Below are 14,580 nucleotides of genomic sequence, written 5' to 3'. Positions count from 1 at the left end.
GTGCGCGCTGCGCATGAGCGACTCGGCTCAGGTGCTGTTGCCATTGGGGATACTGCGCAGCCTTCGCTTGGGGACAGCCAAGGACCCATGGCGGGAGCTCAAGGAGTCGCGATGGCTACGCACACTCCCAGTCGGCCCAGAGATCGGCAAACACGTGAAACGAGTCCAACTGCTCGATTCTGGCCTTCTGGGGCAGTGCCCAGCTCGCCCTGATCGACTGCGCGCCGCCGACTGGGCCCTACGCACTGCGTGCCGCTTCCGCATGGACGCGGCCCCTCTGCCCCGCCTCGCCACCCTGTGCCTCGCTGCTCGCACTGGCCCGGGAGATGATCAAGGAGTGGCCGAACCGGATCACCTGGCCAGGGAATGCGGGCTGACGGCCGCCGCCCTTCCCGCCCTCTTCCTCCAGCTGACAACTGCCGGCGTTGTCAGCCACTGGAATGCGGCCGCGATGACAGGAGACCTGCATTGGGTGCTGAAAGAAAGGGCCCGTTGACCAATGAGGTCTCAAGGAAGGGGCGCAGGGCAGCTCCTGAGACGGGTGAATCCTTATGCGAAATCGTTCCGGAACCGCCCTCCATCGCCCGAACAACGGCTAACACAACGAGCTGAGTTCCCGGAGGGTGATGAGGCAGCAGACGAGTTTCAGGAACACCTCGTACACGTCAGCTCGTCGTTCCCAGCGGATGCGCAGGCGTCAGAAGCCTTGGAACCAGGCGCAGGTGCGCTCGATCACCCAACGGTAGGTGCCCAGGCCGCTGCCGTGCGGGGGGCGATAGCCAGCACGATGCCGGGGGCCCGAACCTTCTCACGGCAGATGTCGTCGTCGTAGCCGCGGTCGGCGAACAGGGAGTCGCGCTGACCGCGGGGACGGCCGACCCGGCCGCGGAGCGGCGGGATGGCGTCGAGCAGCGGCAGCAGCTGGGGGACGTCGTTGCGATTGCCGCCTGTCAGCGAGACCGCCAGCGGGGTGCCGTACCCGTCGGTGATCACACGAAGGAGGAGGTACCCCCCTTGCCCGGAGCCCAGAGACTCAGCGGGGCTCAGGGGAACTCACGAAATGTCGCACAGACCGCCGACGTTGTCGTCTCCGCCATGCGCTGGGACTTGGTCTCGACCACTGGCTCGCTGGCGACAGGCCGTCCCACCCGGAGCGGTCCGTGCCCTGACAAGGCTCCTTCTGGGCAGCGGCCGCGCCAGGGTGCTGCGGCAAAGATGTCGTTTCAGCGGTGGGGCGAGCGGCTGTCGGCGGTGGTTCCTTCCTCCGCAGGAAGGACAGCGAGCCGGGTGCGGCCAAGCCGTTTCTTCAATACGAGGTTCTCGGCGTAGAGGTTGGCCGTGACGGTGGCGAGGGCATCGAGTTTCCCCTGGAGTTCGGCGGCGTGGGTGCGTGCTTCCCTCATCTGTTTGCGTAGCTCGGCGATGGTCTCGTCGCGCCGGACCTCGCCGGGCGTGCGCAGCACGGGGCGGGCGACCTGGGCGTCCCATTCGGCGAGGATTTCCTCGGCGCGGTGCACGGTCGCGTGGCTGACCTGGGCCTCTCTCGCGAGGTTCTCCTTGGTGAGGGCGCCGTCGGTGTGCAGGGGTTCACCGGCCAGCAGCCGGGCCATGGCTGCCCTGAGTTTCTCGGCGGACGCCGCGGATACCGGCATCAGGCGCTGCCTTCCTCTTCGAGTGCGCGGGTGATGCGCTTGACGTCGGCGAGGCGGATGAAGACCGCCTCGCGGTTCGGCGGCGACAGCCGTGGATTCTTGGACAGGGCGGTCAGGTCGTCTTCCTCTGCGACCCAGTACGGGGCGTGGGCGCGGGTAATGGTCGAGTTGCGGCAGCGGGCGGGTTGGCATGCGCCGAGCAGCGGGGCCAGGCCGCGCTGGCCTTCGGGGAGCTCGCCCTGACACTCGGCCTGCGGGGCGTCGAACATGCAGTGGTTGAGGGTGCCCAGGTGCAAGTTGGGGAACTCGTCGGCGAGCAGGGCTTCTTCGACCCGTTCGTCGGCGATCTGGGCCCGGAGCTGAGGGTCGTTGTCGATGGTGGCGATGACCCTGTCGAGGCCGGCGTGGAGTCGGGCGGCGCCAGGACCGACCGCGACGCGTTGGCCCTGGCGGCGGCCTCGGAGCAGGTCCACGAGTTTCCGTGCGGCGGCCTGCTGCAGCTCGGTGTCGAATTCCTTGGCCCAGCTCGCGTCCATCTGCGCGTACGCCTGGGTGGTGCGGTTGGCCACCGCGCGGCGGGCGGCATGCTTGAGCTGGATGCCGAGCGCGACCTCGGAGTCCGGCTCTCGTCCGGCGAGTTGCGCCATGGTCTTGCGGAACATGTGCGAGCGGACGTGAGAGGGCGGGATCTTGGCCAGTCCGTGCTGGTGGGCAACGTGGTTGATGCCGTTGATGAAAAAGTCGATCTCGGCCTCAGAGGCGATCCCGGGCTCGCCGTTGGCCGGCTTGCCGGTGAGCGGAGCCAGCCGCACGAACAGATGGGTGGGGTGCCGGGACAGCTGCTCGAGGACCGCGAGCGCCTCGGCGACCGGTTCGATGATCCACCAGTGCAGTTCCGGGCGGGCCGGGTCCATCTTGGTCTTGCGGGAGACGACAGCCGGGGAGCCGAAGTAGGTACGCACGGCGTCACGCTGAATCTCTTGAACCTCCGAGTCGCGCATCAGTGTCAAGGCGCTGACGAACACGTACACAGCTGCCCGGAGCATGTGCAGTTCGAAGGCCAGCTCTACGGCGCTGATCTGCGTACGCCACGGCGCAGACGTGCCATCCTCACGCTGGATGTGAGCGGCGTCCGGGCACTCAAGTTGGTAGGCGCGCCAGCCGATTCCTGCCTCCACGTCGACGGGAATCCCTCGCCCGTCGGCCACGGCCTGCAAGAGCAGGCGTGCGCGCGCGGCCCCCGTCCGCGTGCGCTGGTCAAGTCGCTTGGCGTAACGATGCCGGTGGGCCTCCGACGGAGTGTGTCCCCAGACCATGCGGGCGGCCATTGCCCAGATCGGCTCACCGGCTCTCCCGTGGTCGTCGGTGGCGTGCACCGGAACCAGCGTGGCCGGATTGGCGAGCCATCGCCGCACATCTTCGTCCAGTTGTTCCCGGGTGACGCCAGGACTGGTGCCCGGTGCGACGTAGCTCGGCGCGGTGGAGCCCTTGCCGCGGCCCACGCTCGCCTTGACGGTCGCCACGCGTCCTTCGCCGATCGCGGCCCAGACCATGGTCCGCCGTTTGCGGGTTCTGTCGCTCATGTTGTCCGCGAAGACGTTCATGGTCCTGCCGTCGGTGATCATTTTACTGAGGGCCGTCCACATCGGGGTGCCGGCTTTGGTGTTCACGTAGTCGACCTCGTGGACCGGCACCGCGTTGCCCGGCGTGCGCAGCCACTTCTCCAGCAGCGCGTCCGTGTCCTGCGGGCGCGTCGGGCGCGCCTTGGTTGAGCGGGGCAGATCTGAGGGCACTTCCATCTCCCGGGCGAATTGGTCGCGCCAGCGGAAGATGTCCGGAGCAAAGGTGTGGATGTAGGTCCAGGCTCCGCGCAGGAGCGGCCACCAGGTCTCGGGCGGGATGGACGGGGTGGCGAGTGTGTCCAGGCTGGGGGCGTCCTCGTCGTACGCTTTGGCTCCGATATTCGAGGCGGGCTCGTCGCCCCATGGGTCCTCGAAGGCGCTGATACCGGTGATGACCGCGGTGAGCTGGCGCAAGCGCCGGATCGCCGTCACATGGAAGGCGACGGTCTTCGCTCCTTCGACCTGAGACGCCTTGTGGGCTATCTCCGCATACCAGTCCTCCGGGTCCCACAGGCCGAGATCGGGCGGCAGTCCCTGCTCGTGGCCCCAGCGCATGACCTTTCTGATCTCCAGCATCGACGGGCGGATGGTGGCGACGGACAGGGGCACACCGGACAGGAAGATCAGGGATTCACGCAGGAGGGGATGGGAGGGGTTGAGCAGGGCGAAACAGTACTCCCGCAGCTGCAAATTGATCAGCGGATCGTTCTCCGGGAAGACGATCCGCCACTCTGACGGCCTCCGGTTGGCCGCGCGGCCGATACAGTCGGCCAGCCAACAGCGGGTGTCACCGAACCGCGGCACCACGATGTCGTCGAGAAGCTGATATCCACCGTGACTGAAGACCTTCTCATCGTCGCGGAAGGACTGCGAGGGCAAGGATTCAGTCGCGGGGCGGGCCGTCATCGGTCGAACTCCGTCCTCATCCCCAAGGGGAGATCAAGGCGTAGGCCGAGTTCGACGATTTCACGCCGGGCGGCGGGCACGAGGTCCGCGCACTCCTCGAAGACCTCCGACAAGGCCTCCGCCTGTCTGCCCCACAGGGCCCGCCAGTGCGGCGGGGCCAGCGCAATTCGCATCCGCTCGATGTGATCGGACAGCAGCAAAAGGCGGGGGAGTTGGGAGGTGAACACCACGGCGTTGCGGCACAGCATGCACATCGCGGGCGCGACATGGCAGACCTTGGTGTCCTTGCGATGCGGCGAGTCGTACGGGTTGCGGCAATTGACCAGGCCCATGTCCAACTTTCCCGCCCGCATGGCTTTGGCCTGCTCGATGTCCAGCCCGAGATCTTCAGCGACCTCGGGCTCCTCCACATGTTTCTCGGCCTCCTCGGTGACGAGCACCGGGCGCACGACATCGCTCATGCGCTCGAAGACCCACTTCTGGGCTCGGTTGATCGACCGGCCGGCCAGAATGTGCGCGGTCGTGCCGTGCGCGTAGTGCATGCGATAGACCTCTACATGGTGGTCGTCTCCCGCCAAGTCGCTCACCGTGCCACCGAGCGCGACCGCACGCAGGACCTTGGTCGTCTTGCGTAGCCGCCGGATTTCGAATGGCTTGGAGATCTCCAGAGGCTTCCCGGCGGCATCGCGCTGCTCGCTGATCCAGCCACCGAAGCGTCGTTCGCGATCCTTGAAATAGGCGATGTCCGCATCCAGGACACCCCTCAGGCGACGCTCCACGGCCAGGAACAACCAGGGTTCAGCGTCGGGGAAGACCTTCCGGGACAGCTCCGTGGATGCCAGGAGCCGCCGCAGCAGGCCCGGAACGTCCCAGGCGCCGTCCCCGGCGAACTCCGTTGCCGCCCCTTCCTCCGGATCGGGGCTGGGGTGCAGGTCTGCACGGACCCGGTGGGCACGGTTCTTGCGCTGGACCAGTCGGACACCGCCGTCGGTGAACTCGATGTCGGACAGCTGGAGAGCGTGGAGTTCTTCCGGGCTCGTATCGCTCATGCCCAGCATCAACAGCACTCGGAAGGCCTGGAGGTCCGTCTCGGCCGGAAACAGCAGGGCGCTCAACGCGGCGACGAGATAGCGGAATCCGCGCTTGAGGAGGGTGCCATCGGGCCCGGTGGGTAGCAGGGCCTTCACCGGCTCCGGCCAGCTCAGTACATTCTGACGGAACTGCGGCTTCAGCGCCTCCACGGTCAGCAGCCGCGGGTGCGTCGCCGCCCACACCAAATTCGCCGGCTCATGCCACCCGCCCTCGCGGGGATCGACCCCACGGGCCAGCAGTTCCCGGCCCCAGGCCAGGCGGGCCTCGAGCGCACGGACTGCGTTACGCGCCGCGTCTCGCAGCGCGATCCGCTCCGCGTTGGAGAATTCGTCCAGCGGCTCCCCCTTCCATGTGGGATAGGCGGGCGGGGCCTGGGAGCGCAGCCGCAGCGCCTCCGGCATGCTCGCGTCCCTCAACGAGCGCTGCTCGATCAGCGTCAGCAGGTAGTTCGTCTTCGCATATGGGGAGTTGGAACGCAGACCGTGATGCTGCCGGAGATCCTCCTCCCACGCGTGGATGACCTCGACCAGATCCACCCCGCATCCGTCGAGGCGGGCACCTGCCGGATCCATGCCGAGCGTAGGGAGGTGCTTGTCGACGAACCTGGCGAAGCCCCGCACCGCCCCAGCCATGTCGGCCCCACCATCGATCCTTGCCATTGCGCGGGCGTATCTGATCCACTCGTCGGCCAGCTGCGCCGCCAGGGCGCTGCACCGGTACTTCGCCGGATCCACCATGTGGCTGGCCTTCGCACCACGGCGCGTCCGGGTCAGCGTTCGGATCCCGATGTGGTCTGGCTCCTGGGTGGGCATCGGCTTGGGAGCTGTACTGCGGACCCGTGGCTTGCGCTCGCCGCGGCGGGGCATCAGGCTGCCCTCCGTCCAGCGATTGCCGTCGCATAGTCGGCGTAGGTGGCATCCTGGTTGTTCCACTCGGCGATCGCCTTCGCCACCAGCGCGTTGGTGTCACGCATGTACCGCAGGTAACGCAAGGTCGAGCTTGGATGGCGGTGGCCCAACAGGTCCTGCAGGATCAGCAGGGGGTTCCGCGAGATGTGGTCCGTCAGGTAGCCGGTGTGCCCGCCGGCCAGGTACTCCTCGGCTTCCTCCCGGAGAATCAGCTTGGTCAGCAGCCGCAACATATAGACGGCGAACGTGTGCCGGGTGTCGTGAATCCGCACCTGGCGCGGCATGACGAAGCCGACTTCATGTTCCTCGCTCAGCCGCAGAGCGCGCAGATGCGCCTCGTCGAATATCTGTTCCCAGCGCTGCCTGGTCGGCATCGTGCCACCGCGGCCGACGAACAGAGCCATCGGCTCAAGACCGTGATTCCCCTCGATGACGGCGCGGCGGCGCTTGTCCGCGTTCATGCTCTCGACCCGAAAGGTGCGACGTCGGCCATCGAGCTTCCCGCGCACCTTCATCCGCCGAAGGTCGATGTCCTCGACGATGAACAGCTCCTCGCGCCGCCTCCACAGCGCCTTCGCCGCAGCCCGCACCTGCGCCGCACGCTCGGTACGCCGGTACATGTCCAGCTCTCGCAGCGTCGGATCCTGGACCATCACCGTGCGGGGCAGGCCGTACTTCGCGATCGCCTGCAGCTGCACCTCAGCCGGGGAGCCGTCCCGGCGGGGCGGCCCGACCTCGATGTCCAACAAACAGCTGAACTCCTGCAGTCGCATCCCCGTCGTGATCGCCAGCTCCGGCGCCGCGCTGTTGCGCAGCGGGGAGCGCCCGCGATACGCGCGATCGACGCGCCCGTTGGGCAGGTAGCCGCGCAGGCCCACCTGCTTGAAGAAGTTCCACTGCCGCCAAGTCAGATGGCGTACGTCCAGCTGGGTCGTGGCACCCCAGGACAGCACGTCCCGGCCGTTGCGGCGACGGAAGTAAGGACGCTTGTCGATCAGCTTCTGGTCTTCGGCCCACCCATAGAAGCCATTGATCATGGCCCGGCGTCGCTTCCACGTCGCCGGCGCATCGGGCGACTCACGGTGCTCGGTGCAGTCCTCCCGGTAGGCCACGAGGTCTTCCTCGATCACCGATAACAGGTCGACCGGCGGGTCGAGCTCGTTCTCCAGGAACTCGGTCAAGTCGAGGGCGTCGTACGTGTAGTCCTGCAGTGACTTCGCCTTCAGCGTCTTCGCCATCTCCAGAAAGAACGAGACCAACGGCTCCGCCGGGCGCATCTGCGAGTCAAAAAAGAATGGAGTGCCCTCCTTCAACGCCCCCGGCCGCGACACGTACGCCAACGCGTCGAGATCGACGCCGGGAGGCGACTCGTAGAAGCGACGCACCTTGCTACGTGAGACAAAGAAGTAGTCCACCCCGTACCACCATGATCATGAGACATCCAGGCGGCAGGACCCTAACAGCCGCACCTGGGGCCTCATGTCACCGAGGAATCACTACTGAGACAGGCTCAGGACCTTGGCATAAGAGGACCCGAAGTGGTGGATGGGCTGCCAGTAGCTCATAACGACCAGCGCGGTGTTGGAGGCAGCAGCGAGCTCGCGCACGGTGGTGAACAGGTGCTCGGTGCGGAAGCCAGCCCGGAGGGCCTGTGCGGCGGCGTGCTGGATGACCGGGCCGTCCATGAGGGGGTCGGTGTACGGCAGGCCGATCTCGATCACGTCGACTGTCGTCGACAAGAGATGCAGGGCGTCGAGGCTCTGCCCGAGCGTGGGGTAGCCGGCGGGGAGGTAGGCGGCGAGTGCGGCCCGGCCTTGTCCGCGAGCGTTGGCCAGGGCCTGACCCAGGCGGGATGGCGGTGCGTCGAGTGACGAAGGGGTGGGGTTCATAGTGCCCGTCCTGGGGCTCGATCGGCTGGCCGACGGTGGTCAGCCCGGCCCGGGGCTGCGAAGCAGGCGATGGAGGCCCTGCGAGGTGGGAGCTGGGCTCCGCGTGCGGGTACGCCGACGGCGGCCCGGGATCACAGGGGGCCGGGCCGCCGTTGCGTCGTCCTGAGCCTTCACGAGGTGTCGGCTCAGGCGCTGGTGGGCCGGGAGAGCTCGATTCGTCTCCGTCGGCCGGTGAGGGTCAGTCCAGTTGCATGGGCACGTTGATGTACTGGGCGGCGACCCAGCCCTTCTGGCCCTTGTGAGCCCCGGACTTGACGGTGACGTAGCCCCAGGCGCCCGGCTTGTCGTTGCGGCCCTTGTTGCACTGCCAGTACACGTCGGTGCCCTTGGAGAGCTGGCCGGTGGCGGTGTATCCGGTGCCCGGGCCGGTGCGGAACTTCACCGTTGTGTACACGTCGGTGTTGATCTTGATCTGGTGGGTGCAGGCGCCGCTGCCGACCGTCGCGGCGCTGGCGGTCGAGGCGGTGGCGACGGCGCCGCCGAGGAGCAGCGCGCCGGTGGATGCCACGGTCGCGGCTCGGCGGGTGAGGGTGTTCATGTGCGGCTCTTCCTGGTGTCGTCGGCCAGAATTCGCTCGGCCGCCTGTGCAAGGCTTCTTCACCGCGGTGCTCAGGCGGCGCGATGAAGGCGAGCGAGAAGGGAATCCGGAACCCGACAGGTTCGTCTTCGTTCCGGATTCGATCTTCTTGCTGAGCAGGGGAGTTGACCAGGCTCGGTTTATTCCGTGAAACCGCATTCCGGAACGGTGGTGTCAGGTAGAGGCCGTTCCGGGAATCGATATGCAGGAAGAGCTATTACAGGAAGCGGTATTTCCGAGAGCCCCGCGGCGGCGACGGTCAGGCTGTGGTGACGGAGACGGCGAGGGCCCCGATGACCATGTAGGGGCCGAAGGAGACGTGCGTGCGGCGGGCGCGGCGGGCCGTCAGCCGTGCTACCTCCGACACCGCGCCGACGACGAATCCCGCGGCTGCTCCCCAGAACAGGGCCGTCCAGCTGCTCCAGCCCAGGAGAGCCCCGATGGCCGGTGCGAGCTTGACGTCGCCGAGTCCCATGGCGCCGGAGAACGCCATGAGGAGGAAGACGGCGGTGAGCACGCCGGCGGCGGCCGCCGCGCGGCCCAGGCTGCCGGTCTCGCCGGCCAGCGCGGCCGCGGTGAGCAGGATGAGAGTCCCGCCGCAGGCGGGGAGGGTGAGCACGTCGGGAAGCCGTTGCACGGCGAGGTCGATCAGCGCGAGGGCGACACCGCACGCGGCGACCCAGTACTGGGCGGCGGCGAACCAGCCGCTCGCTGCGCCCGCTGCGACCACGGCGAACGCGGCGGCGGCCACCGTCTCCGGCACGAGGGCGCGCGGTCCGATCGCCTGTGCGCACGCCGGACAGCGTCCGGAGACGGGCAGTACGGGCAGCCGGCGTCCCAGGACGGCGCTGCCGCAGTGCGGGCAGGCACTGCGGGCGGACGCGGGCGCCGGGACCGAGCGGGCGAAGACCGCAGGGCGGGCCGCAGCACCGGCCAGGGCTCCGACGACGGCGGTCAGGGCAACGCTGAGGGCGGACAAGAGAGACTCCTACGTACACAGCCCGGCCTCACCGTGACGGGCCGGTCTGCTTCGACCTTACGGCTCGCTGCGACGACTCCCTCCGGCCCGCCTCCGTGAGTCCCTACACCGCGCCCGGTGAGGCCGCCGGGCTGCAGAACCCGAAGCGCCGGCTCATGCTCCCCGTCCGCTGGCGTCGAGAGTCTCCGCCAGGTTGAGCGCGGCCAGGACCTGCGCCTGGCCCTCGGCCGGCTGCAAGGTGCCGGCCGCGGTCGCCTCGGCGATCCGGGCCGCGTGTTCCAGTGCTGTGGCCACACCGGTCGGCTCCCGGTAGGTGGTCAGCCACTCGAATCCCGCGCGGAGCGCGGCCGCGAGGTCGCCACCGTGGTCCTCGGGGGCGTTCGTAGTTAACGCTCGGAGCCACAGGTCGGCATGGGACTGCACGATCGCGGCGAAGGGCCGGTAGTCGGTGACGGTGCCACACCGGCCGCCGGCGCCCTCGGGGCCGCGCCGCCCGGTCCAGCTGTTGGCCAGCCAACGGTGACGGTGGCAGACCTCCAGCCGGTAGTCCATCGGCCGGTCCCGTGCCCGGGTGCGGCGTTCGATGACGACGGTCGACGGTGCGGTGCATGTCGTGAGCTGGCGCAGGACCGGCACAGCGGTACCCCCTCCTGGTCGCGGTGAGGGTCCGATCATGGTCATGGAAGGGGGTGCGCCGTCGTCCACGATTGGACGCTACGGCTGTGACCCGGATCTCACTTTGCGGGCGGTGTTCCGCAGCCGGCCGGTCCCGGTGCGGGGTGCGGCGGTCATTTTCGGAAATCGGTCAGCGCGCGCCGGCGGATCCCGGTACGACGCGAAGGCGGCCGGGCTCGGAGCCCGGACCTGTGGGTGGCGTGGGAAGCAGCTGGTAGGGCTGCCACAGTGCGGGGGTTTGCTGGCTGCGCTCCCAGTGCGGGGCGCCGGTCAGGGCGACGATCCGGTGCACGGGGACGTGCAGCGGCAGGTGTCGGCCGCCGGGGTTGAGTGCGATGCCGGCGCTGTCGACGGCTTCGAGCGTCCCGAACAGGGTGGCCCACGAGTGCTGTTCAGCGTCACGGCCGCACAGCACGTCCAGGCGCAGCGCGCTCCAGCGCAGCCAGGGCGCCATCTCCTCCAGCTCGGCCAGGGCCTGTGGGCTGTCGGGAATCCAGCAGCCGTACCCGTCGCGTAGGGCGCTCGCGATGCGGTAGGTGCGTTCCTCGCCCGCTCCGTCGCGCCACGGCCGGTCGGCCGCACGCCGGGCGCGGCGCTGCTCGAGGACCTCGTCCGTCGGGGTAGACGGCTCGCGGTCGCCGTCGCCGGGCAGGAATGGGAACGCCTGCCGCAGCAGTGCCTCGGCTGCGGCCTGGTCTGCCGCGCCGCCGGTGACTGGGCCGCCGGCGGTGAACCGCGGCTCGTAGTGGGAGGGCTGGGCTGCCTGTTCTCGTTCCAGCTTCGCCACCAGGTGCGCCGGGGCAGCAACGACCGCCGCGTAGGACGGTCCGGCGGTGTCGCCGCCGCTCCAGGACACGTAGTCGTCGACCTCGCGGTGCCCGTGGGGGACGACCGGGCCCAGTACGGGGGAGGCGGCCAGGTAGGCGACCGGGGTGTCGCGGGTGCCGGTGAGCGGCCAGTCGCGTACCAGCAGCAGTCGCGCGGACATGGCGGCGGACTCCGCCTCGAACTCTTCCTCAAGGCGGGTGCACGCGGCTGTCACGGCCTGCGGCCACCACAGGGCCAGCTCGGCGTCCGCCCACGCTGCCGGGTCTGCGTGCCGGTCGCTGGGGGTGCGCGGCGGCACGGGCAGCCGGGTGACGTCCCGCACTCGGGCGCCCTTCAGCTCGTCCGCGACGGCGGCGCGGGCCAGGTCGGCGGACTGCTCGGCGCCACGGCCTCGCGAGCGGGCCGCAAGCCACACCCCGCATACCAGGGTCCACACGTCCAGGCGCGGTTCTGGCTCGTACATCCGGGCCCGCCGGCGCGAGAGGTTGCCGACCGCCGCGCCGATCTGGTCCAGCTCCCGGCGCTGGTCGGTGTCGGCGCAGCGTCGCACCGCGTCCCGGGCGCCGTTGTATGCCTCGACCTCAGGGCACTGGGCGGCGTACTCCTCCAGGAAGCCGCGGAACTGGGCTGCCAGCTGCTGCCAGGCGTCGGCGAGCACGGCGGCATCGGCGGCCAAAGTGGAGTCGGTGCGGGCGGTGTCCAGCCAGCGCCGGAACTGCTCGTCGTCACCCGGTGCCCACCGGGCGGCGTGCCGCGCGTACCCGAGCCAGGTCTGCGGCTCCCGGTCGGTCCGGCAGCGGTCCAGCTGGTCTTGGCGCTGGGCGGCGAAAGCGGCCGCCCGCCACAGGGCATCGGGCGCCTTCGGCAGGACGATGTCGCACTTCTTGCAGATCTGCGCGAAGACCTCGACGAGCGGATGAGTGGAGGCCTCGGCGGCCGGCTTGGCGAACCGGCAAGCGTCGGAACTGAAGCGGCGCAGGTCGGGGTGGGGGACGTGGAACTTCCCGCTGCGGCCGCCGGTCAGGGCCACCCGGATCGCGGCCAGGGCCGGCAGCTCGGTCCCGAGGGCGGCGAGCCCGCGGCCGGAGATCTCAGGGAAGGCCCGCCGCACCGCTCAGGCCCCCGTCGCCGGGGCCATGACCGGGCGCGTGCCCAGAGCTCCGCAGGCGCACGGCGGTGACCCGCCGTCCAGGCGGGCGGGGAAGATCTGCGCCCACGCCAGCAGCGAGGCGGTCCACAGACCACTCAGCAGCTCGTGCACCTCCTCCTCCGACGGGGTCCTGCCGGTGTCGCAGCGCAACATGGCTCGGGCCAGGGCGTGGACGGCGATGTTCACCATCGACTCGCGTTCCGTGCAGCTCTGGCGGAGCGGGTTCTCGCCCGCCAGCGAGAGGCACCGGTACGCCTCCGCGAGCTCCTCGCGAGCCGTTTCGGTTTCGGCGGCGTCCATGGCAGGCAGGATGTCCGCGGCCAGGTCGCCGAGGAACACAGCGGTATGGGCGCCGGCCTCACCGCCGGTGTGCAGGGCGCGGGCGTCGAAGGCGAGCAGGGCCCGCCGCAGAAGGTCTTGGACAGCTTGCGGGGCGGGGGCGGTCGTCACGGGGAAAGCGTACGGGCTGCGCTGCGCCGGCCCGGGGCGTTCTCGGTTGCTCACCCTCCCGAGTGCCGTGACCTGTACGGGCTTTGCAGCCCGTCACGCCCTGATCCGCGGCGGCAACAGCACCTTCTCGGCCAATGCGGGTGGGAAACAGGGCAGGAAGAGCGGCTCTGGCGTGCTGCTTGCCCGGTCCGCTCCATGATCTGGCCTGGGCCAACTCGGCTCTGGGGACGGTGAGGAGCAGCGGTATGGGCGTGAGTGACAGCTATCTGTCCAGGGCGGAGGTCCAGCAGATTCTGGGCATCAACTCCTTCGGGCTGTGGCGCCTGGCACGCAAGTACGACGACTTCCCACAGCCGACCGAGCCGCCGTACAACCCGTTCGCGGGGTTCGGCGAGAAGAAGGAGCCCGAGGAGGTCTGGGACGGCACCCAGGTCTACCGATGGGCGGCGGACACCCCCGAGTTCACCCACCGCGGCGCCGTCCTGCTGCGCCCGCGGGAGCAGGACCTGCCGGCCGGCCGGTGGGCCGGATTCCAGGACACGGTGCGCGGGCCAGCGCTCGACTGGCACACCGCCGTGGGCACGATCCGCGTCGTGCACTGCGACGATCGAAGGGTCGCCACCGACGTCGCCTCCGCCCTTGCCGCCTCCGGCAACCCGGACAGTGTGGTGACCGTCTGCGCCCTGTACGGGGACATGAGTTTCCGCGGGCCGTCCCTGGTCGCCTCCGACACCGCGCACCCGGGCATCGAGTACGAAGCCGACTGGGGCGACGTCGCCGCACTCGCCGGGCAGGATCTGCCCTGGTGGCCTCACCTGCTGCGCCTGCCCCAGCTGATCCGTGAGTGGCAGCCCGGCGCTCCGGCGGCCGTCGTGGAGGTGCCGCCCAACGCCAACGAGAAGATCTTGCGCCGCGCAGCGCGCAATGACGCCTTCGACGTCACCTCACACCTGGCCGCGACGGACATGGCCAACGACATCCGTAACGAGCGCATCGACCACACCACGCACGACAACGAGATCTTCGGCAAGGAGGGATACGGCGAAACCCGCAATCCCGTTGCCATCGCCGCCGTACCCGACCGCAGCCACCACCCCCTGCCCGTCGGGGGCGAGCGCCAGATCCTCAAGGCCGGCTGGAGCAAGCTCGCCCTGAGCAATCACCCGGAAGCCGTCGCGGCCCTCGAAGTCGCCGTCGGCCGCGAGCCGGCCCTGCTGCCGTTCGGCGCGCTCGCCGAGGTGCCGGTGAGCACCGGCACCATCAGCGACCGGTGGACCCGTCGGCTCACCATGTGCGACCCGACCGCCGCCCACGTCGTCCTCGCCCAGGGCAAGAAGGCGGACGCGTTCTTCATCGACCCGCTCACCGACATGCCCGTCCTGCGTACCCCCGACGACGGAGGGAGGCCGGTGTGGCGCTTCTACGCCCCGCTGTCCCTTCCGGCCGGCGGCGCGGAACTCACCTCGGTCGTGCTGCACCACACGGTGTGGGTCCTGACGAGCGACGACCACGTCCACCCCGCCCCGTGCACACCCTCCGAGCACCTGTGGTGGGGCAACGGAGGGGGCGACCGTCCCAGCGAAGCCGCGATGGTCATCGACGCGCTCCTGGACGACCTCGGCGCCACCCTCAACCTCCGCGAGCACTGGAAGGCGCCCAAGGGCCTGACCGCACTCCTCAACGAGGACCACAGGCAGGGCAGCGAACTCACCCGCAGCACCCTGCTGCACGCCCGGATGACCCCGCCGCGTACCAACTGAAACACCCATACCGATGGGTGCGGCCGCGTGCA

12 protein-coding genes and 1 pseudogene are annotated in these 14,580 nt (G+C 69.4%); 2 read left to right on the top strand and 11 right to left on the bottom strand.

Annotated elements, in window-relative coordinates; genetic code table 11:
- Positions 1-337 precede the first annotated feature (337 nt).
- Entirely contained in the window at positions 338-496 is a 159-nt protein-coding gene (locus SMIR_RS44195) for a hypothetical protein (protein ID WP_249938704.1), read from the top strand.
- Between the two features lie 99 nt (positions 497-595).
- Here SMIR_RS44195 and SMIR_RS41890 read toward each other — a convergent pair.
- The 11 genes and pseudogenes from SMIR_RS41890 to SMIR_RS41840 all read right to left on the bottom strand — a co-directional run.
- Positions 596-993 (bottom strand): annotated as a pseudogene (locus SMIR_RS41890) (transposase); the annotation flags it as partial.
- 230 nt (positions 994-1,223) lie between these two features.
- Positions 1,224-1,652 carry a hypothetical protein gene (locus SMIR_RS41885; RefSeq protein ID WP_212728714.1) on the bottom strand — a complete coding sequence of 143 codons (429 nt, stop codon included), beginning with the start codon at positions 1,650-1,652 and terminating at the stop codon, positions 1,224-1,226.
- Positions 1,652-4,180: a hypothetical protein gene (locus tag SMIR_RS41880; protein WP_212728713.1), complete on the bottom strand. Its 2,529-nt coding sequence runs from the start codon at positions 4,178-4,180 to the stop codon at positions 1,652-1,654. The genes SMIR_RS41885 and SMIR_RS41880 overlap by 1 nt, the downstream gene beginning before the upstream one ends.
- Positions 4,177-6,138 (bottom strand): hypothetical protein, encoded by a 1,962-nt coding sequence (locus tag SMIR_RS41875; protein WP_212728712.1) that lies wholly within the window; start codon positions 6,136-6,138, stop codon positions 4,177-4,179. Before SMIR_RS41875 ends, SMIR_RS41880 begins: the two co-directional genes overlap by 4 nt.
- The gene (locus tag SMIR_RS41870) at positions 6,138-7,595 is read right to left on the bottom strand and encodes a site-specific integrase (RefSeq protein ID WP_212728711.1); all 1,458 of its coding nucleotides are present in this window, start codon (positions 7,593-7,595) and stop codon (positions 6,138-6,140) included. The genes SMIR_RS41875 and SMIR_RS41870 overlap by 1 nt, the downstream gene beginning before the upstream one ends.
- A gap of 81 nt (positions 7,596-7,676) precedes the next feature.
- A complete protein-coding gene (locus SMIR_RS41865) occupies positions 7,677-8,069 on the bottom strand; it encodes a tryptophan synthase subunit alpha (RefSeq protein WP_212728710.1) in 393 nt (130 codons plus the stop codon).
- A 238-nt stretch (positions 8,070-8,307) separates the two neighbouring features.
- Positions 8,308-8,667 (bottom strand): SH3 domain-containing protein, encoded by a 360-nt coding sequence (locus SMIR_RS44190; RefSeq protein WP_024127120.1) that lies wholly within the window; start codon positions 8,665-8,667, stop codon positions 8,308-8,310.
- A 298-nt stretch (positions 8,668-8,965) separates the two neighbouring features.
- Complete coding sequence (locus SMIR_RS41855) at positions 8,966-9,685, bottom strand: prepilin peptidase (RefSeq protein ID WP_200725445.1); 720 nt, start codon at positions 9,683-9,685, stop codon at positions 8,966-8,968.
- 153 nt (positions 9,686-9,838) lie between these two features.
- Entirely contained in the window at positions 9,839-10,321 is a 483-nt protein-coding gene (locus tag SMIR_RS41850; RefSeq protein WP_249938703.1) for a hypothetical protein, read from the bottom strand.
- Positions 10,322-10,490: 169 nt separating this feature from the next.
- Entirely contained in the window at positions 10,491-12,299 is a 1,809-nt protein-coding gene (locus SMIR_RS41845) for a hypothetical protein (protein WP_212728709.1), read from the bottom strand.
- A 3-nt stretch (positions 12,300-12,302) separates the two neighbouring features.
- Complete coding sequence (locus SMIR_RS41840; RefSeq protein ID WP_181411827.1) at positions 12,303-12,788, bottom strand: hypothetical protein; 486 nt, start codon at positions 12,786-12,788, stop codon at positions 12,303-12,305.
- A 245-nt stretch (positions 12,789-13,033) separates the two neighbouring features.
- On the opposite strand from SMIR_RS41840, the gene SMIR_RS41835 reads away from it, so the two are divergent.
- Positions 13,034-14,548: a hypothetical protein gene (locus SMIR_RS41835; RefSeq protein WP_212728708.1), complete on the top strand. Its 1,515-nt coding sequence runs from the start codon at positions 13,034-13,036 to the stop codon at positions 14,546-14,548.
- Positions 14,549-14,580: the final 32 nt, after the last annotated feature.

Origin of the sequence: Streptomyces mirabilis, from assembly GCF_018310535.1 — a bacterium.
GTDB lineage: Bacteria > Actinomycetota > Actinomycetes > Streptomycetales > Streptomycetaceae > Streptomyces.
The sequence above is the reverse complement of the archived record's forward strand: the minus strand, read 5'-3'. Positions and strand labels throughout refer to the sequence as shown.